At 67.7% G+C, this 23,487-nt stretch carries 26 protein-coding genes and 2 tRNA genes; 13 read left to right on the plus strand and 15 right to left on the minus strand.

Annotation, left to right across the window (positions count from 1 at the left end; all coding sequences use genetic code 11):
• Nucleotides 1-17: 17 nt before the first annotated feature.
• The 9 genes from AB0M15_RS00415 to AB0M15_RS00455 form a co-directional block, all read right to left on the minus strand.
• Nucleotides 18-698: an HAD-IA family hydrolase gene (locus AB0M15_RS00415; RefSeq protein ID WP_363812405.1), complete on the minus strand. Its 681-nt coding sequence runs from the start codon at nucleotides 696-698 to the stop codon at nucleotides 18-20.
• Nucleotides 695-1,840: a hypothetical protein gene (locus tag AB0M15_RS00420; protein ID WP_363812407.1), complete on the minus strand. Its 1,146-nt coding sequence runs from the start codon at nucleotides 1,838-1,840 to the stop codon at nucleotides 695-697. Before AB0M15_RS00420 ends, AB0M15_RS00415 begins: the two co-directional genes overlap by 4 nt.
• 357 nt (nucleotides 1,841-2,197) lie before the next feature.
• A tRNA-Ala gene (locus tag AB0M15_RS00425) sits at nucleotides 2,198-2,273 on the minus strand.
• 91 nt (nucleotides 2,274-2,364) lie between these two features.
• Complete coding sequence (locus AB0M15_RS00430) at nucleotides 2,365-3,180, minus strand: hypothetical protein (protein ID WP_363812408.1); 816 nt, start codon at nucleotides 3,178-3,180, stop codon at nucleotides 2,365-2,367.
• Between the two features lie 98 nt (nucleotides 3,181-3,278).
• On the minus strand, nucleotides 3,279-3,890 hold the full coding sequence (locus AB0M15_RS00435) for a GNAT family protein (protein WP_363812410.1): 612 nt from the start codon (nucleotides 3,888-3,890) through the stop codon (nucleotides 3,279-3,281).
• Complete coding sequence (locus tag AB0M15_RS00440; RefSeq protein WP_363812412.1) at nucleotides 3,890-4,378, minus strand: MogA/MoaB family molybdenum cofactor biosynthesis protein; 489 nt, start codon at nucleotides 4,376-4,378, stop codon at nucleotides 3,890-3,892. Before AB0M15_RS00440 ends, AB0M15_RS00435 begins: the two co-directional genes overlap by 1 nt.
• Complete coding sequence (moaC, locus tag AB0M15_RS00445) at nucleotides 4,375-4,857, minus strand: cyclic pyranopterin monophosphate synthase MoaC (RefSeq protein ID WP_363812414.1); 483 nt, start codon at nucleotides 4,855-4,857, stop codon at nucleotides 4,375-4,377. The genes AB0M15_RS00440 and moaC overlap by 4 nt, the downstream gene beginning before the upstream one ends.
• The gene (glp, locus tag AB0M15_RS00450; RefSeq protein WP_363812416.1) at nucleotides 4,854-6,080 is read right to left on the minus strand and encodes a gephyrin-like molybdotransferase Glp; all 1,227 of its coding nucleotides are present in this window, start codon (nucleotides 6,078-6,080) and stop codon (nucleotides 4,854-4,856) included. The genes moaC and glp overlap by 4 nt, the downstream gene beginning before the upstream one ends.
• A 17-nt stretch (nucleotides 6,081-6,097) precedes the next feature.
• Nucleotides 6,098-7,459 carry an alpha/beta hydrolase gene (locus AB0M15_RS00455; protein ID WP_363812417.1) on the minus strand — a complete coding sequence of 454 codons (1,362 nt, stop codon included), beginning with the start codon at nucleotides 7,457-7,459 and terminating at the stop codon, nucleotides 6,098-6,100.
• A gap of 136 nt (nucleotides 7,460-7,595) precedes the next feature.
• Between AB0M15_RS00455 and AB0M15_RS00460 the strand changes: the two genes are divergently transcribed.
• Nucleotides 7,596-8,654, plus strand: coding sequence for a helix-turn-helix domain-containing protein (locus tag AB0M15_RS00460; protein WP_363812419.1), 1,059 nt, complete (start codon nucleotides 7,596-7,598; stop codon nucleotides 8,652-8,654).
• Here the strand turns inward: AB0M15_RS00460 and AB0M15_RS00465 are convergent.
• Together AB0M15_RS00465 and AB0M15_RS00470 are read right to left on the minus strand one after the other, a co-directional pair.
• Nucleotides 8,614-9,084 carry a GNAT family N-acetyltransferase gene (locus AB0M15_RS00465; protein ID WP_363812421.1) on the minus strand — a complete coding sequence of 157 codons (471 nt, stop codon included), beginning with the start codon at nucleotides 9,082-9,084 and terminating at the stop codon, nucleotides 8,614-8,616. The two genes, AB0M15_RS00460 and AB0M15_RS00465, sit on opposite strands and share 41 nt — an antisense overlap.
• Complete coding sequence (locus AB0M15_RS00470; protein ID WP_363812423.1) at nucleotides 9,077-10,465, minus strand: UTP--glucose-1-phosphate uridylyltransferase; 1,389 nt, start codon at nucleotides 10,463-10,465, stop codon at nucleotides 9,077-9,079. Before AB0M15_RS00470 ends, AB0M15_RS00465 begins: the two co-directional genes overlap by 8 nt.
• Nucleotides 10,466-10,535: 70 nt before the next feature.
• On the opposite strand from AB0M15_RS00470, the gene AB0M15_RS00475 reads away from it, so the two are divergent.
• The gene (locus AB0M15_RS00475) at nucleotides 10,536-11,093 is read left to right on the plus strand and encodes a 5-formyltetrahydrofolate cyclo-ligase (RefSeq protein WP_363812425.1); all 558 of its coding nucleotides are present in this window, start codon (nucleotides 10,536-10,538) and stop codon (nucleotides 11,091-11,093) included.
• Here the strand turns inward: AB0M15_RS00475 and AB0M15_RS00480 are convergent, their stop codons facing one another.
• Nucleotides 11,094-13,640 (minus strand): penicillin acylase family protein, encoded by a 2,547-nt coding sequence (locus AB0M15_RS00480; protein WP_363812427.1) that lies wholly within the window; start codon nucleotides 13,638-13,640, stop codon nucleotides 11,094-11,096.
• A 171-nt stretch (nucleotides 13,641-13,811) separates the two neighbouring features.
• On the opposite strand from AB0M15_RS00480, the gene AB0M15_RS00485 reads away from it, so the two are divergent.
• The 3 genes from AB0M15_RS00485 to mscL all read left to right on the plus strand — a co-directional run bounded on the left by AB0M15_RS00485 (nucleotide 13,812) and on the right by mscL (nucleotide 15,393).
• Complete coding sequence (locus tag AB0M15_RS00485) at nucleotides 13,812-14,171, plus strand: FmdB family zinc ribbon protein (RefSeq protein WP_363812429.1); 360 nt, start codon at nucleotides 13,812-13,814, stop codon at nucleotides 14,169-14,171.
• Nucleotides 14,172-14,225: 54 nt separating this feature from the next.
• Nucleotides 14,226-14,849 (plus strand): SAF domain-containing protein, encoded by a 624-nt coding sequence (locus AB0M15_RS00490; protein ID WP_363812431.1) that lies wholly within the window; start codon nucleotides 14,226-14,228, stop codon nucleotides 14,847-14,849.
• A gap of 136 nt (nucleotides 14,850-14,985) precedes the next feature.
• Nucleotides 14,986-15,393, plus strand: a complete 408-nt coding sequence (gene mscL / locus AB0M15_RS00495; protein WP_363812433.1) for a large conductance mechanosensitive channel protein MscL — start codon at nucleotides 14,986-14,988, stop codon at nucleotides 15,391-15,393.
• Between the two features lie 61 nt (nucleotides 15,394-15,454).
• Here the strand turns inward: mscL and AB0M15_RS00500 are convergent, their stop codons facing one another.
• The 3 genes from AB0M15_RS00500 to AB0M15_RS00510 form a co-directional block, all read right to left on the minus strand.
• Nucleotides 15,455-15,937 (minus strand): GNAT family N-acetyltransferase, encoded by a 483-nt coding sequence (locus tag AB0M15_RS00500; RefSeq protein ID WP_363812435.1) that lies wholly within the window; start codon nucleotides 15,935-15,937, stop codon nucleotides 15,455-15,457.
• 61 nt (nucleotides 15,938-15,998) lie between these two features.
• Nucleotides 15,999-16,610: an alpha/beta hydrolase gene (locus AB0M15_RS00505; RefSeq protein WP_363812437.1), complete on the minus strand. Its 612-nt coding sequence runs from the start codon at nucleotides 16,608-16,610 to the stop codon at nucleotides 15,999-16,001.
• 13 nt (nucleotides 16,611-16,623) lie between these two features.
• Nucleotides 16,624-16,761, minus strand: coding sequence for a hypothetical protein (locus AB0M15_RS00510; RefSeq protein WP_343973699.1), 138 nt, complete (start codon nucleotides 16,759-16,761; stop codon nucleotides 16,624-16,626).
• 114 nt (nucleotides 16,762-16,875) lie between these two features.
• Between AB0M15_RS00510 and AB0M15_RS00515 the strand changes: the two genes are divergently transcribed.
• The 8 genes from AB0M15_RS00515 (at nucleotide 16,876) to efeB (ending at nucleotide 23,471) form a co-directional block, all read left to right on the plus strand.
• Nucleotides 16,876-17,484, plus strand: a complete 609-nt coding sequence (locus tag AB0M15_RS00515; protein WP_363812439.1) for a hypothetical protein — start codon at nucleotides 16,876-16,878, stop codon at nucleotides 17,482-17,484.
• A 206-nt stretch (nucleotides 17,485-17,690) separates the two neighbouring features.
• Nucleotides 17,691-18,185: a SigE family RNA polymerase sigma factor gene (locus AB0M15_RS00520; RefSeq protein ID WP_328328618.1), complete on the plus strand. Its 495-nt coding sequence runs from the start codon at nucleotides 17,691-17,693 to the stop codon at nucleotides 18,183-18,185.
• Nucleotides 18,182-18,784: an META domain-containing protein gene (locus AB0M15_RS00525; RefSeq protein ID WP_363812441.1), complete on the plus strand. Its 603-nt coding sequence runs from the start codon at nucleotides 18,182-18,184 to the stop codon at nucleotides 18,782-18,784. Before AB0M15_RS00520 ends, AB0M15_RS00525 begins: the two co-directional genes overlap by 4 nt.
• Nucleotides 18,785-18,984: 200 nt before the next feature.
• Complete coding sequence (locus AB0M15_RS00530) at nucleotides 18,985-20,184, plus strand: hypothetical protein (RefSeq protein ID WP_363812443.1); 1,200 nt, start codon at nucleotides 18,985-18,987, stop codon at nucleotides 20,182-20,184.
• Nucleotides 20,185-20,216: 32 nt separating this feature from the next.
• Nucleotides 20,217-20,289: transfer RNA gene (locus AB0M15_RS00535), tRNA-Arg, on the plus strand.
• A gap of 39 nt (nucleotides 20,290-20,328) precedes the next feature.
• Nucleotides 20,329-20,808 (plus strand): SsrA-binding protein SmpB, encoded by a 480-nt coding sequence (gene smpB, locus AB0M15_RS00540; protein ID WP_363812445.1) that lies wholly within the window; start codon nucleotides 20,329-20,331, stop codon nucleotides 20,806-20,808.
• A gap of 177 nt (nucleotides 20,809-20,985) precedes the next feature.
• Nucleotides 20,986-22,149, plus strand: a complete 1,164-nt coding sequence (locus tag AB0M15_RS00545) for an EfeM/EfeO family lipoprotein (protein ID WP_363812447.1) — start codon at nucleotides 20,986-20,988, stop codon at nucleotides 22,147-22,149.
• Nucleotides 22,146-23,471 (plus strand): iron uptake transporter deferrochelatase/peroxidase subunit, encoded by a 1,326-nt coding sequence (gene efeB / locus AB0M15_RS00550; RefSeq protein WP_363812449.1) that lies wholly within the window; start codon nucleotides 22,146-22,148, stop codon nucleotides 23,469-23,471. The genes AB0M15_RS00545 and efeB overlap by 4 nt, the downstream gene beginning before the upstream one ends.
• Nucleotides 23,472-23,487: the final 16 nt, after the last annotated feature.

Below are 23,487 nucleotides of genomic sequence, written 5' to 3' on the forward strand. Positions count from 1 at the left end.
CAACCCGCCGGATGTCGTCAAATTCTTCCCACCAGGTCGAGCATCGACGAGAACCTCTGAAGGCGCACGGAGTGTGGCAGACCCACGATCGCCGGGCTGTCCGCTGCAGCGAACCACAGAACGTCGATACCGGCACCTGCGGCAGACCTGAGTCCGACTTCGCTGTCCTCGATCGCCACCAGATCGCCGGCCGGTACTCCGACGTGCTTCGCGGCATGAACATAGAGACCGGGGTCAGGTTTCCAGATCCCGATGTCGTAGGCCGAGAAATGCTCGTGGTCGAAGTAGGTGTTCAGTGCGGTGCGCTCGAGTCGGTCACGGATCATGTCGAGCGGCGAGTTCGACACGATGTAGCGTGGCATCCGGCATTTTTGCAAGACCGAGGTCACGTGTGGAACGACGGTCAGGGAGGAATCCAGGAGTTCCGCTGCCGTCGTACGCAGGTACTCGATCGCGTCAGGTGGCACCGGGCGGCCGGTCAGGTCGCCGAGAATGCCGACCGACTCGGCCAGGCGCCGACCGTTGAAGTGCTGGTGCGCCTCCGTCTCGGTGAGGTGGTGGCCGAGGCGGGCAGCCAGCCCGACGAGGGCGATGTTCTCCGCGCCCTGACTGTCGACCAGGACCCCGTCCAGGTCGAAAAGAACCGCCTGGTAGCGGCTCTCGAGGTGATCGAAGGCGCCCGCATCGAGGGCCGTCAACGGGTTCCACCATCGAGTCGATTCACTCTGTCCACCAGCTCGGCGGCCAGCCGGTGGCAGTCATCCAGCTCCATGGATTCCTGCCAGTATCCGAGGATGTCGCGCATGATCGACATCTGTTCGGCCGCAAACTGCACTTCGCCCGACGGCGAAATCGACAGGATTCCGTCCGCGGCCTGTCCGCCGGCGTTGACTGCGACTGCGTCGGCCAGATCGATGCCGTCCGGCAAAGCCAACTCGACGCCGCCGCGATGAACTCTGACCGGGTACCCGCCGGGAAGTCCACCAGGACTGGGTGCGTGCAGATCCACTGGTTCCTCACTCGTCAACGCCATCAACAGCCTTGCGGCGGAGGCCGCAGTCAGTTGCTGGCCGTCCCGGCCACCCGTCCGTCGGAGCGGACCGGCCAACGTCCGAAAGACGTCCTGTGGATCGACGTCGACCTGTTTGCCGGTGTCCCGACGCGTCACGGACAAGATGTACGGCGCTTGGCCGGCGTCGCCGAATCTGTGCACGCGGTGGCTGACGTAGTGATGTGCCACGAACTTCACCTGAAGCTCCGCAACCGGAACGCCGCTGAGACGCGAAGCGGCGTAGGTGATGCCCGGGATGATGTTGCCCACATTGCCGATCCCGACCATCGGGGCGCGCCCGATCGCAGCCATTGCCGGGCCGACCGCGTCCGGATAAGCGCCGTTGATCACTGCTGCCGTACTTCCGGCCATCTCGATGGCCGCCGACAGCTTGAGGTTCAGCGACAGGTGCACCGGCAGCCAGGGGCCGAGCTCTGCCCGGTCGAGCCGCCGAGTGATCTCTCCCGGCAGGTCGAGAATTCTCCGTGCGGCGTGCATGGAAGCACCCATGAAGATGTAGTCCGGATCGAACTGTGAAATTGCCTCGGCGGTTTTCTCCACATCGTCCACGTCGACGCGAAGACCTACGACGGGAGTTTCAGCACCGATGTTCCATCCGACATACCGAACCAGATTCGTATGCCGGACGACAGCCTCGTCCGATCTGGCAGTGACCGCGAGCTGCCCCTGGAAACCGGCACTGAGAAGAATGTCGACCACACGTTTCGTCAGATCCCCCAGACCGACGAACATCACCCGCGAGCATTGCCTCGAGGTATTCGCCCCCATCACCGGTTCCTGGTATTCGGTGCGCCGGAATCGACCATGACATCTCCAGAGGTACTCGGCTGGCAGGCGGCGGGGTACGCCCGGTCGCCGGACACGCTAGCCCGTCGGAGACGGCACATGCGAAAAATTGCAGCTTGTTGCAGCCCCGAAGCCCAAGGCCCAGCAACCGCCAAGCCCCCCCCCAACCCCGGCAACGGCAACGGCCAGCAACTGCCCAACCCAACCCCAACAGCCGAGCGAAGCGAAGGCGAAGGGGGGTGCGGGTGGCGAAGCCCCCGCCCGCGGCGCGAAGCGCCGCACAAATAACCAGGGCGACCAGGTTCACGGATTTTCGTGAACACAGGTCGCCCATCGCCCTGGTGGAGCTGAGGGGATTCGAACCCCTGGCCTCCTCGTTGCGAACGAGGCGCGCTACCAACTGCGCCACAGCCCCAGGTTGTCGCTGGTTTCCCTTGCGACCGCGAAACTCTAACACGCAAGTGGTCGCTGTCTGAAACCGGTATCGCTCCGGTCCCAGAGCAGCGTCAGTCGCCCACCGCCCGGCGGATTTCGGGCTCTTCCACGGGCGTGGGGGCGGGCTCCGGTACGACGGGAGCAGCCTCCGGCTCGGGGTCGGCGGTGCGGGCTGAGGAGAAGACTTCCGGGCCGGACAGGCTGATGGTGCGGACCGTCCGGTCGGGCGCCTTCTCCTTCATCACATAGGTGGGGAGCGTCACAGGGACCGGATCCCAGAGGCCGTCGGTGCGTGGCTCGGGCTTGGTCTCGGCAACGGGCTCCGGGGCGACCGGGAGCTTGACCTCGATGGTCAGCTCCTGGTCAGGCGACAGCGGTGGCGCAGTCGCCGGGCCGCGGTCGTGGTGCGCCTCGGCGCGGGCACGGCGCTCCGCGGCGACGGCAGCCCGCTCACGGGCCTGGCGACGGAGCTGCACGCGGGTGAGTACGACGAAGCCGACGATCAGGGCGGCCGGTACCGACAAAGTCCACCAGGCAAGCATCTGGAAGCTGGCCAGCGCGGTCACCGACAACAGCGAAAGGGTCAGGATCGACAGCACCCGCCGGCGGCGCATAGCGGCCACCCGGCGGGCTCGGTTCGGAACGTACCGCGCAGGCGGCGACAGATCCTCAGCGACTTCGTCAGGTGACTGCCCCGGCGGCCGTACGACATACCGCGACCGCGCCTGGACGTCGGTCGCCCGCGACAGCACGCGCGCTTCCGACGACGAGTACTTCTCCGCCGAGCGGCGTGCACTCGCCTCGTCATTCCGCTTCAGCAGCATCGGGACGAGGTAGGCAGCCCACGCGGCGACGATCGCCACATAGATCAGCCCTGTCGTCCCCATGCGACGACGCTAAGACCCCGGGCGGGTCAGGTCCGGTACGTGAGCCGGTGTGTCGCAAGAAGACTCGTGTGACTGGTGTGAATAGGCACGCAGCGTGATCAGGGCAAACGTGCTACCAGGCCGGGCCCGACTTCCTCGGCGTTCAGGGCGAAGATGCGGTGGTCGCGCCACTCGCCGTCGATGTGCAGGAAGCGCGGCCGGTCTCCTTCATAGCGGAAGCCGAGCTTCTCCACCACCCGCAGACTCGCCTTGTTCTCTGGGCGGATCGCGACTTCCAGCCGGTGCAGGCCGAGCGTGAACCAGCAGTGGTCGGCAGCAAGCGCCACTGCCGCCGGTACGATCCCGCGCCCGGCGTACTGCTCGTCTACCCAGTAGCCGAGGTTCGCCCAACGCGCTGAGCCGTAGGTGATCCCGGAGACAGTCAGCTGACCCACCAGAGGCCTCTTGGCTCGAGGGCCGGCGGCACCGGTGTACGTGATGACGAAGGGCAGCATGCGTCCGTACCGCGCCTGCCGGTTCCAGTCGCGAGCCATGGCCCGGAAGGTGCGGGCGCCGTCGTCCGCACCGGGCGGTTGGGTCGCATCCCAGGGCCGGAGCCAGCTGATGTTCCGCTGGCGGGCAGCGCTCCACTCGGGGCCGTCGGTGGCCTTGAGGGGTCTGAGCCCTACCTGCCCGTGTTGGAGTTCCACGGGCCAGTGCACTACGGCCATCAGTCCTGGTCCGTCCGCACGTGGTCTCCGCCGCGTACCTGGTCGACCGCATGCCGCAGTAGCGGCTCCAGCACGATCAGCCCGTCCTTGACGCCACCACGCGAGCCCGGCAGGTTCACGATGACCGTATTGCCGGCTAACCCCGCCAGACCGCGGGACAGCGCAGCAGTGGGCACGCCTTGGGCTATGCCGTAAGCACGGATGGCTTCGGCGATACCGGGGATCTCCGTCTCCAGTACTGCGCGCGTGCGCTCGGGCGTCTCGTCCGTCGGCGAGATACCCGTACCACCGGTGGTCAGTACGACGTCGTACGCCGCGTCGACCGCCTTCACCAGCGCCTCACCGACGGGAGCCCCGTCCGGTACCACTGCAGGCCCGTCGACGGTGAAACCCCAAGCAGCGAGCCGCTCCGCGATCAGCGGCCCAGTGGTGTCCTCATAGACACCGGCAGCAGCTCGATTGGAGATACTGATGACCAGAGCCCTCACGGCCGCTCCCAGTGCCCGGTCTTGCCGCCTTCTTTCAGCTCCACCCGCACATCGGTCAGCACGGCCGCCGGATCGAGTGCCTTCACCATGTCGATCACCGTGAGCCCGGCGACCGCGACAGCCGTTAGGGCCTCCATCTCCACCCCGGTACGGTCGGTCGTCTTGACGGTGGCAACGATCAGTACTGCGTCGTCTGCCACCTCCAGCTCGACCTTCGCCCCGGTGATGGCGATCGGGTGGCACAGCGGCACCAGGTCGGGCGTGCGCTTGGCCCCCATGATCCCGGCGATCCGGGCGACCGCCAGCGCGTCACCCTTCGGCACGCCCTCGCCCCGCAGCGCCGCGACGACCTCTGCCGACACGTAGACCTTGCCAGAGGCAACCGCTCGGCGCGCGCCGGCCGACTTGTCGGAGACGTCGACCATCCGGGCGGCGCCGGTGGCGTCCACGTGGGTCAGCCCCCCGGCAGGTTCCGTCATCCGGTCTCCTCGTCCAGCAGCCAGAGCTCCGCCTGGTCGCCGGCCCGGACGGAGGTGACGTCTTCGGGCACCACGATCAGTGCGTTCGAGCGGCTCAACCCACCGAGCAGGTGTGAGCCGTGGCCGCCGACTGTACTGGCCATCCAGCCCTGATCGCCGGAGGTGGCCGCTGCCCGCACGAACTGCCGCCGCCCGGCCGGGGACGAGAACCCGTCCAGTACGACGCCCTGCACCGTCTGGCGGCGGTACGGCATCGCCCCCATCAGCTTGCGCAGCGCGGGCCGTACGAACACCTCGAACGACACATACGCCGAGACAGGGTTGCCCGGCAGCGTGAAGATCGGTACCTCATCGTCGCCCATCACACCGAAGCCCTGCGGCTTGCCTGGCTGCATGGCGACCTCTGGGAAGTCGATGGTGCCGAGCTTGGTCAGCACCTCCTTGACCACGTCGTACACGCCCTTGCTGACGCCACCGGAGGTGATCACCAGGTCAGCACGGACCAGCTGGTCCGACAGCGTGTCCATGATCTTCTTCGGGTCGTCGTCGACGATGCCTACCCGGTAGACGACGGCCCCGGCCTGCCTGGCCGCCGCAGCGAGCGTGTAGCTGTTGGAGTCGTAGATCTGCCCGTCCCCGAGCCGCGTACCCGGCTCACGGAGCTCAGCCCCGGTAGACACGACGACAACTCGCGGGCGCGGCCGTACGGTCACCCGGGCGCGTCCAACTGCAGCTAGTACCGCGATCTGCCGCGGACCCAGCACTGTGTCCCGGTCCATCACCTTGTCGCCTGCCTGCAGGTCCTCGCCGGCATGGCGTACCGAGGCACCTAGTGACGGCTGCTGCGCGATGTGGACCCGGGCGGCTCCCCCGTCGGTCCACTCGACCGGTACGACGCTGTCGGCTCCACGGGGCATCGGTGCGCCCGTCATGATCCGCACGCAGGTCCCTGGCGTCACCACGATCGGCTCAGTCCGCCCGGCCGCGATCTCACCGACAACGGGCAGCACAATCGGGTTCTCCCGGGACGCACCGGCCAGATCGGCCGCCTGTACGGCGTACCCGTCCATGGCCGAGTTGTCGAAGCCAGGGAGACTCACTGGAGAGACAACGTCCTCACAGAGCACCAGCCCGAGCGCCTCCATCAACGGCTGCTCGAACGGCGGCAGCGGCTTCACCCTGCCGAGTACTGCTTCTAGATGCTCGTCAACACTCCGTCTCACGCAGGCGACTCTAGCCGTTAGCGCAGGAGAAACTCCGTGACGGTCTGCCGAACAGTGCCAGCTCCATTGACCTGCAGCGAATGGCCAGCGTCCGGTACTACGACCAGCCGCGACCCCGGAATGTCCCGGTGAGCCTCAAGCCCCCAGACCAGCGGTGTACCGAGATCCCGCTCGCCGTGCAGCAGCAGAGCGTTGACACCTCGCAGGGACAGCCCACGCACCTCGGGGTCCTTCACCTTGGGCCAGTTCTCGCACATCACCATCTCGCCGTTCGACCGGGCCGCGGCGGCGTTGAAGGGCCACAGCTGCTCAGGAGTGAACTTGCTGACCGCCCGATCGGCCTTGCGGGCCCTACTGTGCTCAGGCGACTGAGCGCCGCCCCACGGGAAGTCCAGGTCAAGACAGAGGGTCGCCGCCTGGATTCCCTGGCTGTACTCCGATGCCGGCGCGCCGCTGAACTGATCGACCAGTGCGAACAGGTCTTGCAGCCGCGTGTTGTCGCCGCCTGCCGCCGCATGTAGCGCCTCGGGGGCGAACAGGAAGCGGGCCGAGTCGACGTAGCTCACCATCGTGACTGCTTCGAGCAGCTTCGGCCCGAGGGAGGGATCCCGTCGTAATACCAAGGACAGGTCGGCCGCGGGGTCGCCGGGGCAGTTGCGGCCTGGGGTGGCGCACACGTCACGTAGTACTCGAGCAAAGTCACCGAAGGTCTCCACCAGCTCGGCACGGAAGGAGTCGACCGGCACTGTCGAGTCGAGCACTAGATGGGTGACCCTGGACCGGTACGCCGCCGCGTACCGCTGGGCTGTGTAGGTGCCGTAGGAGACGCCGTTGATCGCCCAGCGGTCGACGGCGAGGGCTCGCCGTAGGTCTTCCAAGTCGGCGACTGTGTCCGTAGTCGCGTAGTGCTCACGGTCGGCGCCAAGAGTCGCCGCGCACGCCAGTACTGCGACTCGGCTCGGTACGCGGAGGTCGTTGCCGCCGCGCTCCTCCTGCAGTTCGGGGCAGTTCAGCGCGTTCGCGCCGGTTCCCCGTTGGTCGAGCATCACGATGCGGTAGTCGTTCTTGATTCCCTCGAAGGCCCGGAGCACCCGCGGCGCGAGACTCGGACCTGGCTGGCCAGGACCCCCGGTGAGCATCAGCATCGTGCGCTTCGCCTGCGGATTCCCTGCCACCAGCACCGGCAGGTCGAGGGTCTTGCTCCGCCGGTCCCCTCGATCCAGTCGGACCGTCAGTTCCCCGCACAGATAGGCGGACAGTTCCGGCTGCGCACACGGGGTGAGCCCGGTCCACGTCGCGTACTGCTGCGCCACGGCTGTACTTCCGCCGAGCGACAGACCTGCGATCAGGATGAACACGGTCAGCAGGCGTCGGCGCATCGTAGGCTCCAAACCGGTCGGGCGTCGGTGGTACACCTCACCCCGCCCGCGACTCCGAACGCCATCCATTCGAGACTTTCGAACTCTCCCGGGGCGACCTCGCCAGGAGCGATGATGTGGCCCGGGGAGGACTGAGATGATCCGGCTCGGCCTGAACGACCGCCAGTTGTCCACACTGCGCTTCACGGTGTCACCGCTGATGCAGCTCGTCCACGCCGTGTTGTGGATCCAGCAGCGTCCGCATCAGCCACCGGCATGGCTCCCTGAGCGCTGGTCGCAGGTCTCCCCCACTAGCCGCGCATTGCTCCTCGACCTGATCGATCCCGCGACACACTCCATCCCGGACTTCCTCCTCCCCGTCACCGACCAGTACCGCCCGACAGTCGAGACTGAATTGGCTGCGGTCGCCGCCACTCCGCTCAGCGACCTCCGCGCACACCTACGTCTCACCTACCGCCTCGGGCCGGTCGACGAGATGTTCGCCGGCTACCTGGGCGTAGTACCCGCCGTGGCAGACGGTTGGCGCAAGGAGCCGACAGAGCTTGTCGAAGCCGCTTGGTCGGGCCAGAGTGCTCCACTGCTGGATGCGGTCCAGCAAGCACTGGCAGATGCCTGGCAAGTGCTCCTGGCGCCGACCTGGCCGGCGATCCGAGCAGTGACCGAGACCGATGTCATGCACCGGCTGCACCTCGTGAAGACGGCCGGAATGTCCTCAGCAGCCCTCGAACTCGTCGACGGCGAGCAATGGGATGGCAAGGCCGCACAGCTCGACTCCCCACTCGAACTCGATCTGACCCGCCTACGCCATCGCATAGTGCTGGCACCCACGGCGCTACTCGAACACGGCCGGGCGGTCGTCATCTCGGGTGACGAACTGGTGGTCGGCTACCCCTGCCGCGGCCGCGCTGCAATCATCGGCCCCCATGCAACGGGCGACGCTCCCCAGGTACCAGCGTCGGACGGCCTAGGCACTCGTCACCGACTGATGGCCGCCTTGGAGGTCCCCCAGCCGGGTCACAGCCTGGCTGCTCGCCTAGGCCTGTCGAAGGCGACGGTGTCCTACCACCTAGGCCGACTGCACAGCAGCGGGCTGGTCGAGCGCCGCCGTCTCGGCCGCGAGGTCTACTACGCCAGAACCCCCGCCGCGGACCAGCTCACGACACCGCTTCGGGATGTGCGCCCCACACCATCCTGACGTCCGGCACGCGCTCCTCGTTGTCCGCGCCGTCGGTACGCCGTACCTCCGTGAACCCGTGCCGCCGGTAGAACTCCTGCGCCCGGGTGTTGCTCTGGAACGTCCACAGGGCGAGCCCACCGGGCCGCAGGTCCTTGGCCAGGTCGACCAGCGTCGAGCCGACCCCCTGGCCGGCCACCTCCGGATCGACGTACAGCTGGTCGAGGTCGTCGCCGTCCAGGGTCAGTACGGCGACGATCCGGCCGTCGTCCATCGCTACCCAGCTCTGCCCGTCCGGTAGCAGCACCTCGGCGAACCAGCCGCGCACCTGTTCTTCACTGTGGATCGCCGGTGGCAACTGCGAATCCTGTGCGTGCCGGGACCGCCACCAAACCGCTGCGGCCTCGTCCGTGTCGTACGGCTCCAACGGCCGGATCCAGACATCATCCACGGAGCTCGGTCCCGTCGGGGATCTCCCGGCGTTCACCGGCCGGCGCCTCCACCTCGACCTCGCCGAGCACCACCACATCCTTGCCGAAGGCAACATCGCCGCGGACAGCGAGCCGGTCCGCCCGGACCAGCGACGGCGGCCCGCCCGCGAACCGCGACTCGAAGTCGGCGAGGATCTTGAAGTACTCCGGATCCAGGTCGACGTACGGCTCGTCGCCCTCGTGATGGGTGGTCAGGTCGCCGGCCTCGTTCAGCTGGTAGACGTCGGAGCGCAGGACCAGCAGGTCGTTGGTCGTCTTGACCGGCTTGAACCGGCTCCGGTCGACGACCACGGCCTGCGAGCCCTCGAAGGTCTCGATCGCGGTGCCCATCGCGGTCTCCAGCTGGATCACCTTCGACGAGGACGAGTCGGCCGGGTCGACGGTCTTGCGGTTGACGATGATCGGGAGCCCGAGCACGCCGTCGTGACCGGCCATCAGCTCGGCGAGCCGGTCGAGGTCGATCCACAGGTTGTTCGTATTGAACGTCTTGTGCCGGGCGACGTCCTGGAAGTACTTGTTGTCGTCCGGGTGCACCTGCGCGCTGTCGCGCAGGATCAGCCGGCCGTCGGACTTGCGGACGGCGACGTGGCCGCCCTTGCGGTCCGACCTGGTCCGGCGGCAGACCTCCATCCCGAACGGGACGTCGTGCTCGACCATCCAGGCGGCGATCCGGCCGTCCGGGGTGGCACCGAGGTTGTCCGCGTTGGAGATGAACGCGTGCCGGAAGCCCTTCTCCCGCAGGGCGTCGAGCGTGCCGGACGCGACCAGCGCGGTGTAGATGTCGCCGTGGCCGGGCGGGCACCAGGCGAGTTCGGGGTCGTCTGGCCACTCGGCCGGCGTCAGGTCGTCGGCGAGGAGCTTGGGCTCCATGTTCTGCTGGAAGTCGAGCGGGACGCCGTCCACCGGCAGGTCGGAGTACTCGCCGAGGATCGCCAGCGACTCCTTCTTGGTGCGGAAGGAGTTCATCAGGACGAGCGGCAGCGGTACGGCGTACGCCTTGCGGGTGGCGAGGATCTGCCGGGCGATGATGTCGAGGAAGCTCAGTCCGTCCTTCACCGGCAGTGCCGACTTGGGTCCGGTGACGCCCATCGACGTACCGAGGCCGCCATTGAGCTTGATCACCACCGTCTCGGCGAGGGCAGCCCGCCGCGACTCCTCGCTGGGATCGAGGTGCTCGAGATGGGGAAGTTCACCCACCGGCTCGATGTCGTCCTCGCGGATCGTGCCCTGCTGACCCGACTCGAACAACCGGTAGTAGTGCGAGAAGACTTTCACCGCGACGTCGGCGACTCCGGCCGCGCGCATCTTCTCCTGTGCCTGTTGGAGACCTGCCTCACTCATGACCCAACACTAGGGTAGGCATCCTCACCGCGACGTCAACTACGTCACTACGCGTCTCTAGGATCACGCTGTGTTCTCTTCCAAGGCGGCATTGCGTTCGCAACTGTTGGCCGCCCGGCGTGTAACGGCCGCAATGTCTGGACCTGGGCTGCTGGCGGTCGCCCGCGAGCAGGTCGAGGTGGTGGCCGCGCGGACGATCGCGGTCTACGTCTCGATGGCCAATGAGCCTCAAACAGGCCCACTGATCGACTGGCTGCTCGCCTCCGGCCGCGAGGTCCTCCTGCCGGTCCTGTACGCCGACAACGACCTGGGCTGGGGTATCGCCCCGGGCGCGGCCGACCTGGTCCCTGGTCGGCTGGGCCTCTCAGAGCCGCCTGTGGACCTCGGTGCCGACGCGATTGCCTCCGCCGAGCTGGTGATCTGCCCGGCGCTCGCGGTAGACCGCCACGGCGTGCGGCTCGGTCGTGGCGGCGGTTCCTACGACCGGGCTCTGGCGCGCGTCTCCCCCGGTACTCCGACCTGGGCCGTGGTCAACGACTCCGAGATCCTCGACGACCTCCCGTCCGATCCGCACGACCAGCCCGTCAAGGCAGCACTCACCCCGACCCGGCTGGTCCAGCTCGGTTAGCTAGTTGTCCTTCTCCGGCTTGGTGAAGGTCAACGTGTGCTTGCGGGTCGCCTCGACGGCGCCGCGGGTGTAGGCCCACGGCAGCGTCTCGCCGCGCACCCACAGCTTGGTCTGGTCGATGTAGTTCGACGAGAACGCGTGCCCCGAGACGCCGGTCAGGTTGATCCAGCGCGACTTGTCGAAGTCGGACAGGTCGACCACCATCCGCATCGACGGCGTCGAGGTCACCGCGTAGCCCTCAGCCGCGTCCCACGAGGTCGCGTCGACGATCGACGAGCCGCCGCCCAGCTCGTACGGGCCGCGGTTGAACAGCTTGTCCACCACGCCGACGCCCGACTTGCCCAGCGTCTGGTTGGTCAGCGTCAGCTTGTGCAGCCGGCCCCACTGCCAGTTCGAGGGCTCGCGGGCCATCTTGGTGGTGATCTCGGCCCGCGCGTTGACCAGCGCCTCGCGCAGGATGTCGTCGCGGCTCTCCCGCTGGGTGGTGTCGAGGTTGTCCCACCAGGTGCTGTTCGGCTGGGTGACCAGGTTGCGCATCACCTCGAACCAGCGTGACCCGCCATCCGGCCAGGTGCTCTCCGGCAGCTGGTCGTGGAAGGTCAGCTGGAGCAGATTGCGCCAGACGACGTTGAAGTACGCCGCCGGCGCGGAGTCGGCCGGCTGGGTGAAGTCCCAGGTCCGCAACGTGTCCTGACCCTGCCGGTCGAACTCGTCGTTGATCTGGACGTGCAGCAGGTACGGCATCAGCTGCTCGGCGTTGCGGTTCTTGGTGTCGAGCTGGATCGAGGCCATCGAGTTCGCGTCGAGTTTGCCCGCGGCCCGGACCCGCTCGAGGATCTGTTGCGACCGGTAGCCGTAGTCCCAGTCGTCGGTCAGGTGGTACGGATACGTCTGCGGCACCACGGCCTGGTTCGCCGTCACGATCACGCCGTCGTCGGGGTCGGCCTCGGTCGGCATCGCCTCGAACGGGATGTAGCCCTTCCAGTGGTACCGCGAGTCCCAGCCCGGCACCGGCCAGTCGCCGAAGCCGGCATTGCGGATCGGAACCCGGCCGGGAGCCTGGTAGCCGATGTGGCCCTCGCGGTCGGCGTACACGAGGTTCTGGGACGGGACCTCGAAGATCGAGGCGGCGGCCCGGAACTGGGTCCAGTTCTGGGCCCGGTTGATCGCGAACAGCGCGTCGGCGGTCCGTCCCGGGGTCAGCGCGGTCCATTGGATGGCGACGCCGTACGCCTCGGGGCTCTTCAGCTTCTTCGCCGCCAGCTCGCCGGTCTCGCGCTCGTCGTCGCCGACGTCGGAGATGATCGGGCCGTGCCGGGACTCCCGGACGATGATCGTCTCTTCCTTGTCCTGGCCGGCGACCTTGAACTTCTCCTCGCGCCGGGCCAGGCCGGTGCGCTTGTTGTCGTACATCACCGCGTTCGGCCCGGCGAACTTCTCCAGGTACAGATCGGTCACGTCGGGGTCCAGGTTGGTGAAGCCCCAGGAGATCGAGTTGTTGTGGCCGATCACCACACCGGGCAGGCCGGAGAAGCTGAACCCGGACACGTCGTACGGACACTGGGTGCCGAGGTTGTTGCAGTGCAGGCCGACCTGGGTCCAGATGCCCGGCATCGTCGCGCCGAGGTGCGGGTCGTTGGCCAGCAGCGGCTTGCCGGTGGTGGTGTGCTCACCGGAGACGACCCAGGAGTTCGATCCGATGCCGTCGCCGCGGCCGATCAGGTCCGGCAGGCCCTTGGCCACCTTGTCGATGGTGTCGAGCGACTTGAGCAGATCCTTGGTCAGCATGCCGCGCTGCGGCGGCGGGGCCGACGCGGTGGTGAACGTGCCGCCCTTGGTCACCCCGGCCGACGCGATGATCGGCTCGTTGCGCTCGTAAGGGTAGTCCGGGTAGAGGCTGGCGATGTTGGCGGTCGGGTACTTCGCGGCGAGCTTGGTGCGGGTGATCTCGTCGTCCATGTTGCCGCCGAGGTCCCACGCCATCGCCTTCAGCCAGGCGAGCGAGTCGGCCGCGGTCCACGGCTCCGGGTGATAGTCGGGGCCGGTCGGGTCCTTCAGTGACAGTACGGCGTACTCCAGGCTGAGGGCGGAGCCCTCATGGGTGTCCAGATAGGCGTTGACGCCGCGGGCGTAGTCGTCCAGGTACTGCCGGGTGGTCGGCGTGAGCAGGGCGAGCTCTTTCTCCGCGACCCGCCGCCAGCCGAGCGTGCGGACGAACTTGTCCGTCTCCAGCGCGTCCTTGCCGAACAACTCGGCCAGCCGGCCGGCCGTCACATGGCGGCGGAAGTCCATCTCGAAGAACCGGTCCTGGGCGTGCACGTAGCCCTGGGCGGCGAACAGATCACCCGGCTTGTCGGCGTAGATCTGCGGGATGCCGTTGCCGTCGCGGACCACCTCCACGTCCGCGTCGAGTCCGGTCAGCTCCACCGTCCCGTCGTAGCCGGGGAAGGAGTGGCGGACGACGAAGACGCCGGTCCCGGCCACCACCAGGAGCAGGGTGGCGAACACGATTCCGGACAGGACGATGACACGCAGCAGGCGACGCACGGACCAAACTTAGAGAATCCGGCCGCGCACCCCAAATGCCGCTCCCCAAAAACCTGTGGACACAGAGCGGTCTAGACCGGAGATCTCGGCCTGAAGTTGGAATACTTCGGGCCCGTAACGCATTATTAGCAGTCGAGTAGTAGGAGTGCCAGCGGCCTGAAGGGGAATCACGTGCCGACGTACCAGTACCAGTGCACCGAGTGTGGTAACTCGCTCGAGGTCCGCCAGAGCTTCACCGACGACGCCCTGACGGTCTGCCCCGAGTGCCAGGGAACCCTGCGCAAGGTGTTCAACGCCGTGGGTGTCGTGTTCAAGGGCTCTGGCTTCTACCGCAACGACAGCCGGTCCTCGGGGACCAGCACGCTGCCGGCCAAGAGCGAGTCGTCCTCCTCGTCGTCGGAGTCCTCGTCCAACGGGTCGAAGTCGTCGTCGGATTCGTCGAAGAGCTCTTCGTCGTCCTCGTCCTCGTCGTCGGGCTCCTCCGGGTCCGGGTCGTCCGGGTCGTCGTCGAGCAGCACCAGCGCCGCCTGAATTTCTCTGTGGACAAACCGAAGACGGGGCTCCCGGGCTCGTACCTTCCCTGGCATGAGCCGACTTCTTCTTCGTGACCTGCTGAAAGCCGTTCGCCGGCGCCGCCGCCTGTTGGCTGGAGTGTCCGCGGCGGCAGCCGTGTACTGCGGCATGGCCGCCCTCTCCCCGCCACCACCACCGACGGTGGCCGTCCTCGCCGCCGCCAGAGACCTGGCCGGTGGCTCGCCGCCGACCGCGCGCGACCTTCGGACCCTGCGATTACCCGCTGCCGTCGTGCCCGCCGGTGCCCTCCAGCCGGGCAGCGACGTCGCGAGCCGCGTCCTCGCGGGGCCGGTGCGCTCCGGCGAGCCACTCACCGATGCGCGCTTCCTCACCCCTGCGTCACTCCCGGCGGGCCAATTCGCCTATCCAGTCCGAATCGACGACGCCGACCTGACCACCCTGCTCCAAGTCGGGGACCGAATAGACCTGTACGCCGCAACGAGCACTCCCGTCGACGCCGCGACTCCGTTGGCCGCAGCCGTGCGCGTGATCGCGTTGCCCGCGGCGCGCGAGTCGCCGACCGGCGCTTCGGGCGCGCTGGTGGTGATCGCTGCCGGGCGGGACGTGATCGGCCGGATCGCTCAGGCGACGGCGAACACGCGGATCAGCTTCGCCCTGACACCCGACACGAGCTGATCACCTATCGGACACGGACGGTGGCGATCTGTCGTGATGCGGCGCGGTCGCTCGCGATCCAGCGGGCGGAGACCTACGTTTTGCGGGTACCCAGCCGAGGGTCCGCCCGGGCCCCGCATCGTGGAGGCACTGCAAAATGATCGATGGCTTCAAGAAATTCCTGCTGCGAGGCAACGTCCTCGACCTCGCCATCGCGGTCGTCATCGGCACCGCCTTCGCCACCGTGGTGAAGACCGTGGTCGACAGCCTGGTGAGCCCGCTGATCGCCGCCATCGGCGGATCGAACGTCAACGGCCTGGCCGTCCAGCTCAACGACAGCAACCCCAAGACCGTCATCGACTTCGGCGCGATCATCAACGCCGCCGTCGTCTTCTTCCTGACCGCCGTGGTCGTCTACTTCGTGCTCGTCGTCCCGATGAAGAAGATCCAGGACCGTCGCGCCGCGAAGGCCGGCACCGCCGAGGAAGAGCCCAACACGCTGACCATGGACCAGGAGCTGCTGGTAGAGATCCGCGACGCTCTGCGGGCCCGCCCGCTGTCCTGACCGAGGTACTGCAGGTCCGGTCGGCTGCGCTCTTGCGGCACATCGCAGCCGGCCGAGCGGCTCAGGCAGTGGTTGGGTATTGGAGCCAGGTGTAGTCGATGGGTTGGGGTTTGTTCCATTCGGCGGCTATGTCGGCGGCGACGGGCTGGAAGCCGGCTCGGAGGTAGGCGCGGATGGCTTGGGTGTTGTCGGGGCGGACGCGGAGGAAGATCTCGGCGTAGCCCGCTGACTGGGCCGGTTCGAGCAGGGCCCGGACGAAGTCGGTGCCGATGCCTTTGCCGCGCAGGGCTGGGTCGACGATGAGACGGGCCAGCTCGACTTCGTCTTCCTCGTCGTCGAGCCAGAGTTCGCCGTAGGCGACCGGGGTCTCGCCGTCGAAGTACAGGTAGGACTGGATGTCGTCGGCGATCGCGCGCCAGCTGGTCAGGATGTCGGCCGGGAACGGGTACTCGTCCCGCCCGGTCAGCAACGCGACCTCCTGCGCTGTCGTCGCCCAGCCCGCCACGAGCACTGTGTACGCACTCTCGAACGACCGCAGTTCCATCAGGACTCTCCTCGTGAACGACACCGACCGAACACAGTACGACGGTCACGGTGCGATCGGATCAGCCGATGAAAGCAGCCAGCGTCCCGGCCAGTTCGTCCTTGTGGGGCGGGAAGTCCGGGGTGGGTGGCTCCGGGCAACCGGTGAGTTCGCGGCTGCCAGGGATCAGGCGCAGCAAGGCTTCGACCGTCTTGCGTTGGTGAGACGGATTCTCCGGTACCGAAGGGAGAACAGCCACCGGAATACTCAACAGGGCAAGGTCTTCGTCTCGCACTCCACGCAGGGTGTCCGCGGCGAGCAGCTCCTCAGCGATGGCTGCTGATGCTCCCCTGGAGGTGAAACCTGCCCGGGTGCGTTCGTCGACCACCGGGTCGCCGCTCGTCGCCGGCCAGGCGAGGACGAGTCGTTCGACCGACTCTGGGTGCTCGATGGCGAGTAGGGCAGCAACTGAGCAGCCGTTGGAGGCGCCGACCAGTACCACCGGTTCCTGGGGAAGGCGCTTACGCAGTACGGCGACTTCCTCGGTCCAGCTGGCTGGCGACTGGGCACGATCGGGCGCGAGGACGCTGACATCGCGCGCCTCGAGTGCGGCGACGATGCCCGGGGCACGCCAGAAGCGATCCGCGTTCATCGGTTCCCACAAGCCACCGTGGACCAGGAAGACCGTGCTCATCGAGGGCGACCGATCAGTGGTGCGGCGGGACCTCGCGCAGGATTCGCTCGTCGTCGTCGCTGCTGAAGTCGTTCTCACCCCAGGTCCGCGGGTCGTCGTCGCGGGTCTGTTCGGGCAGCAGCGGCTCGTCGTCTTCGTACGGGCTCGTCATGCGGCCATTTTACCTCGTGACCAGATAGACGCAGTGCCGTGACAGTTCTGCCACGACCAGTGAGATCCTCCTCGACCATGATGGGTTTCCTTGCCCAACCGGAAGGACCGAGTCGTGAGTGCATCAAGGACACGGGGCTTCATCGGGGCGACGCTCGTCGTGACAGTGCTCGGATTTACCGCCGCCTGCGGTAACGAGGACTCCAGCGGCGCCGGCGCCCAGCCCAGCCAACCGCCGACCACCCCCAGCACGCCACCAACACTGCCCACCGCCACCCCGAGCGGAAAACCGAGCATGGACTGCCCGGACACCATCACCGCCGTCCGGGACGCCGTCGGCAAGGCCGTCTGGGGCAAGGGGACCGCCAAGTCCCTGTTCCAGCCGGTCAGCGTCACGATCTGCCAGTACGACGCGCAGGCGACCGGCCAGGACTATGCGACCGTCACCTCCAAGCGGACCGCGGCCCAGGCCGTCGACCTGTTCGCGCTGGTGAACAGCGCGAAGCCGGTGCCCAAGAAGCCGCCCATGTGCACCAAGGAACTGGGGCCGACCTACGTGCTGCGGTTCACCGACAACGACCGCGGCGTGCTCTCGTACACCGCGGAGGCGTTCGGTTGCCGCCAGCTGGTGGCGACCTCGTTGGAAGGACAAGGCAAGCCCGGCGAGCTCGCGTCGCCGCGGCAGGTCTCCCCCGAGCTGATCAAGGCGCTCGGCCTGCGCTGACCCTGCCCCGGACGTGCCCCCCGAAGCCGTCCGGGCCGGGGTCACCCCGCCCGCCTTGTGGGTTCCACCCGCAAGGCGGGCGGCTCGGCCTCTCCCGCTGACTTCCCGCGGTGAGATCGAACTGTGTGTGAATCTCTGCAGCACCCTGGGTAGCACACTGCGTCTAATAGGTGTGAGGTGTTGTACGCCCAGTTGGGGAGTTGCGAGTGGAGTTCGAGGAGTACGCGTCCGCGCGCGGGCAGGAACTGGTGCGCCTCGGTTTCACCGTCTCCGGCGACTACCAGCGGGCGGAGGATCTGGCCCAGATCGCGCTGATGCAGGCGTTCCGGTCCTGGCGCAAGGTGCAGCGGGCCGACGACCCGCACCACTACGTGCGCCGGATCCTGATCAATTCCTACCTGTCGATGACGCGTCGCCGGTCCTTCACCGAGGCCCCGGCGGCCGACCTCGACACCGATCGCACGGTGCCGGATCCGGCCACGGACATCGTGAACTCCGACGACCTCTGGCGAGCCCTCGCCACGCTGTCGGCCCGGGAAAGGGTCGTCCTGGTGCTGCGCTACTACCAGGACCTGGACGACCGGACGATCGCCGACCTGCTCGGCATCAAACCGTCCTCGGTGCGCGCGACCGCGAGTAGAGCCCTCGCCGCGCTCCGCAAGACGAGGCAGTCCCACCGTGTTGATGAGAGGTTGTCGTGAGCAAGACAGAGCTGGAAGACGATCTGCGCGCCACTTTCGAGCGCGCCGCCGCTTCGGTCCCACCGTCCGCCGACCTGGTCGGCCGGGCCACCGTCGGCGCGCAGCAGGCCCAGCGGCGTACCTGGCTGATCTCGGGTGCCGCCGCAGCCGCGGTGGCCGTGGTCGCCGCGGTCAGCTTCAGCCTGGCCGGTCCATCCCAATCGACCCCGCAGCCGGCAGGGAGCAACCCTGCAGCGGCCGGCTCGAATGCTCAGGCTCCTGCAGCCACGGCCCAATCATTGGTCGGCACCTGGCGACCCGTGCATCTCAGTGGCTTCACCACCCTCAAGGCAGCCCGGCCGGACGTCCCGACCATCACCTTCAAGGCCGACGGGACCTGGGTCGGCTCCGACGGCTGCAACGGGATCAACGGCACCTACACGATCGGTCAGCGCGGCGAGTTCAGCAGCAAGTCGGGCAGCCAACGGATGGTCGGTTGCGACAACGTCCCGCACACAGCTGTGTTGGCGGCCGCTAAACGGATCACCAGCGACAAGACCGGCCTGACCTTCTACGCCGGCGACGGGCGAGAAGTTGCGAGATACGCTCGCGCACGGTAGTCAAATTTGCTTGCGGACGGTGATCGCCTATTGACTATGAGCTGTCCCTGACCGGACGATTCACGGAGGCCGTCCACCGATTGGGGAGCTTAGTGCGACTCTCAGCTACCGTTCCGCTGCTCGCTCTTAGCTCAGTGTCACTGGTAACCGCCTCACTCTCGGCCCTGCCGTCGACGGCTGCGCCGGGAACTCCGACGACTGTGACGAAGGCCACGGTGTGCAACCACGCCGACCCGACGACGACGTCCTCGGACGCCACCAGGCTGTCCCAGCCCGTCTCGGCGCAGGATCCGCGACCGCTCGGCCAGGCGATCGCCGAGGGCGTGACCAGCGCCGTCCGGTCGATCGAGCCGCTCGACGTGACCGGGCGGCCGACGTCGGGTCTTCCGTACGGGCTGAGTCAGGGCATCGTCGGCGTACTGGGCTCGCCTGAGACCGGCTACAAGGTCGTTGTGGACGACTCGGTGGTCGACGAGAAGAAGTACCAGGCCGCCGTCTCCAAGAACGTTCCGGCCGCTGGGCAGAAGATGCTCGGCCTCGAGCGCAGCTGCCGTTCCGCCCGCTCCATCGCGGACGCCTGGAACCGGATCAGCGCGCGTTCGTGGACCGACGCGGCCAAGACGACGTACAGCGCGGACCTGGACCCGGCGACCGAGGACGTCGTCGTCGAGTACGACAAGGCCTCCACGTCGGCCGCATCCGTCGCGGCGTTGCAGTCGCTGGACGGCGTACGGGTATCGGCTGGTGGCCTGCAGCGGACGACGCGAGTGAGCGACACTCCGACCGGCGGCCACTGGGGCGGCGCGATGATCAAGTCGGCGCTCAAGTTGTGTACCGCGGGCTTCTCGGTCGTCAAGCGATCGAACGGCCAGCGCGGTTCGGTGACGGCCGGCCACTGCGGCGGCGTCGGCACCGTCTGGAACTCGGGTACCAACTACTACGGCACCACGTCGGTGCGGACGAACTACCCCGACTACGACCAGTCGCTGCTGACCGGCAGTTCGTACGGCGCCAAGATCTGGACGGACGGCCCAGGCGACTCCGTGGATACCCGGACAGTCAAGGCCGCCGGCGACCCCGCCCTCGGCTCGTTCATCTGCCAGTCCGGCTACAAGAGCCTCTCGATGTGCCGCCTCACGGTGAAGTCCCTGAGCGCGAAGTACTGCGATACGGACGGCTGCACCACCTACGTCATCCGGGCAACCCGCGACAACGCGATCGCCATCCGCGGCGGCGACTCCGGCGGCCCGATCTACACAACCTCCCCCGGCTCCGGCGCCACCATCCGCGGCCTCTCCTTCGCCGGCGGCGGCTGCACCGCCTCCAACTGCATCACCCTCTATGCCGAGCGCTACGCCTCCATCTCCGGCCACCTAGGCGTCAACGCAGTCATCGGCTGACTCCGCTACCCTTAACCCCGGTCCACACGTGCGCCCCCGTAGCTCAGGGGATAGAGCGTCGGTTTCCTAAACCGTGCGTCGCAGGTTCGAATCCTGCCGGGGGCACCCACTGCGACCGTGCTGCGGGGCAGGCAGAATCAGAGAGTGAAGAAGCCCGATGCCGACCCTGTGATCGCCCGGAACCGTAAGGCTGCCCATGAGTATGAACTGGGTGAGACCTGGGAGGCGGGGATTGTGTTGCAGGGGATGGAAGTGAAGGCGTTGCGGGCTGGGCGGGCTTCGTTGGTGGGTGGGTTTGCTCAGGTTGAGGATCGCGAGCTGTGGTTGCACGGGGTGCATATTCCGCAGTATTCGCAGGCTCGGTGGTATGAGGGTGGGGCGCGGCGGAAGCGGAAGTTGTTGTTGCATCGGGCGCAGATCGACAAGATCGAGCGGAAGGTCAACGAGGGTGGGTTGACGATCGTGCCGACGGTTCTGTACTTCAAGGACGGGCGGGCGAAGGTCGAGATCGCGCTGGCCCGGGGGAAGAAGAACTGGGACAAGCGGCAGGCACTGGCCGAGCGGGAGGCGACCCGGGAGGTCGAGCGCGCGGTTGGCCGCCGGTTGAAGGGGCGCCGGGACTGATTCGAACCGCCTACCTGAAAGGGCATGCGCGCAACCGCGCGTTCGCTGGGGAGTAGGGAAACGGCGGGTTACCCGGAGGCCAACATCCTGGGGGACTGACATCTGTCATGGGGTGGCGCTCGCAAGGTGGCCTACTGTCTGGGGTGATCAATCGTTTACCCCTCCCCCGGAGCCCTCGTGCTGCTTGTCGTGCGCTTGCGCCCAGCTGGTGCGTTGGCGGTCTGCGGGATCCTGCTCGTCCTGTCCGGGTGCTCCGGACAGGACGCGCAAGGTGCGCCGACAGTCACAGTGTCGCGGGGTAACTGCGGTACCGGGTGGAAGGATCCGCAGAGCGGGCCGCAGACCGTTCAGGTGAGCAATGTGGGGACGGTTACTACCGAGGTCGACCTGATCGATCCGGCGACTGGTGGGGTTTACGCCGAGGTCGAGGCGCTCGCGCCGAACACGAGTCGGCCGATGCAGCTGAACCTCGGCCGGGCGTCGTATGCGTTCCGGTGTCTGGCGGAGGACACCGACGCGGTGACTGGGCCGACGATCCAGATCGATGACGGTCCTCCCCCGCCTGCACCGGCCATCCTGCCGATCAGTGGTCAGGACCTGACCGGTGCTGTTACGGAGTACCGGGGGTACGTCGCTACGGGGCTCGGGACGCTGGCGGGTGAGGTCAGCAAGCTGGTACGGACCTTCCGCGGCGGTGACTTGGCCGCGTCTCGGGCGGCGTGGCTGGCCGCGCATCTGGCGTATGAGCGGCTGGGGGCGGCGTACGACACGTTCGGGGACTTCGGCGACCAGATCGACGGGATGCCGGATGGGTTGCCTGCTGGGGTGCGGGATCCGGGGTTCGGTGGGTTGCGGCGGATCGAGTACGGGCTGTGGCATGGGCAGTCGCCCGCCTCGCTGGTACCGGTCGGCACCAAGCTCGCCGCCGCCGTCGCTGGTCTTCGCGAGGACTTCCCGAAGGAGCGGACCGATCCGAACGATCTGCCGCTGCGCGCCCACGAAATCATGGAGAACGCGCTGCAGTTCGAGCTGACCGGCCAGGCGGACCAGGGCAGCGGTACTGGGCTCGCGACGATCGGGGCGAACCTGGACGGCACGCAGGCGGTACTACGTGCGCTCGCGCCGCTGATGACCAAGCGGTACGCCGGCTGGCCGCAGGTAGCCACGTGGATCGCGACCACCCGAGGCCTGCTGGCCAAGGGGCACCGGCCGGACGGCACCTGGATCGCGCCGACAGCCCTGGACCAGCAGACCCGCATGCGCCTCAACGCCGCCGTCAGCCAACTGGTCGAAGTACTGGCACCGATCGCCGCAATCGGCGACGTCCGGAGGACCTCATGAGCACCCCTGACAAAGACCAGCCGACCGCGGAGCGGACCGGCACGGGGCGGTCCGGCACGGGACAGGCGGGTGCGGAGCGGGCGGGCGCCGAGCGGGCGGGTACGGCGCGGCGGTCGTTCTTGCGGGGTGCGTTTGGTGCTGGGCTGGCGGGGGTTGCGGTTGGGGCGGGGGCTGGGGCCGGGATTGCTCGGGCGGGGCGGGCTGATGCGGCGCCGGTGGTCGAGGCGGTCGTACCGTTCCATGGGGTGCACCAGGCGGGGATCGTCACGCCGGCTCAGCCGCAGGCCGTTCATGTCTCGTTCGACGTGCTCACCACGAACCGGGCGGAGCTCACCGACCTGTTCAAGACGCTGACCGACAGGGCTCGCTTTCTCACCGCGGGTGGGACGCCGCCGGATCCGGGGATTTCGGCGCCGCCGACCGATTCCGGCGTACTCGGGCCGACGGTCCCCGCCGATCGGCTGACCGTCACCGTCGGCGTCGGCGCCTCGCTGTTCGACGAGCGGTACGGGCTGGCCAACCGCAAGCCGGCCGGGCTGACCCGCATGACCACCTTCCCCAACGACCACCTCGACCCGGCCGAGAGCCACGGCGACCTGAGCGTGCAACTGTGCGCGGACAACCGCGACACAGTCCTGCACGCGCTACGCGACATCGCCCGCCACACTCGCGGCGCGATGCAGGTGCGTTGGCGGTACGAGGGCTTCAGCTCGCCACCGCGACCGAGCGGCACTCCCCGCAATCTGATGGGCTTCAAGGACGGTACGTCCAACCTGGACGTCAACGACGCGGCTCTGATGGACAAGACGGTGTGGTTGCCGCCAGCAACCGATCAGCCGTGGACCGAAGGCGGCAGCTACCAGGTCGTCCGCCGGATCCGGATGCTGGTGGAGTTCTGGGACCGCGTCTCCATCAACGAGCAGGAGAACATGTTCGGCCGCCGGCGCGACACCGGCGCACCGCTCGACGGCAACGACGAGCACGACGTACCGAACTTCGCCGCCGACCCGATCGGCTCGGCGATCCCGCTCACCAGCCACATCCGCCGGGCGAACCCACGTACTCCGCAGAGCGACGCCAGCCGCATCCTGCGCCGGCCGTACAACTACGACCGCGGCGTGGACGACGTCGGCAACCTCGACATGGGGCTGGTCTTCGTCTGCTACCAGCAGGATCTCCAGCGCCAGTTCGAAGCCATCCAGAAGCGGCTGGCCGACGAGCCGCTCGTCGACTACATCCAGCCGGTGGGTGGCGGCTACTTCCTCATTCTGCCCGGGGTCCGGGACTCCGCCGACCATCTCGGACGCGGGCTGCTCGCCTGAAGTGCAATTCCCAACG

The sequence above is a fragment of the Kribbella sp. NPDC051718 genome (genome assembly GCF_040681515.1).
In the GTDB taxonomy this organism is placed as follows: domain Bacteria; phylum Actinomycetota; class Actinomycetes; order Propionibacteriales; family Kribbellaceae; genus Kribbella.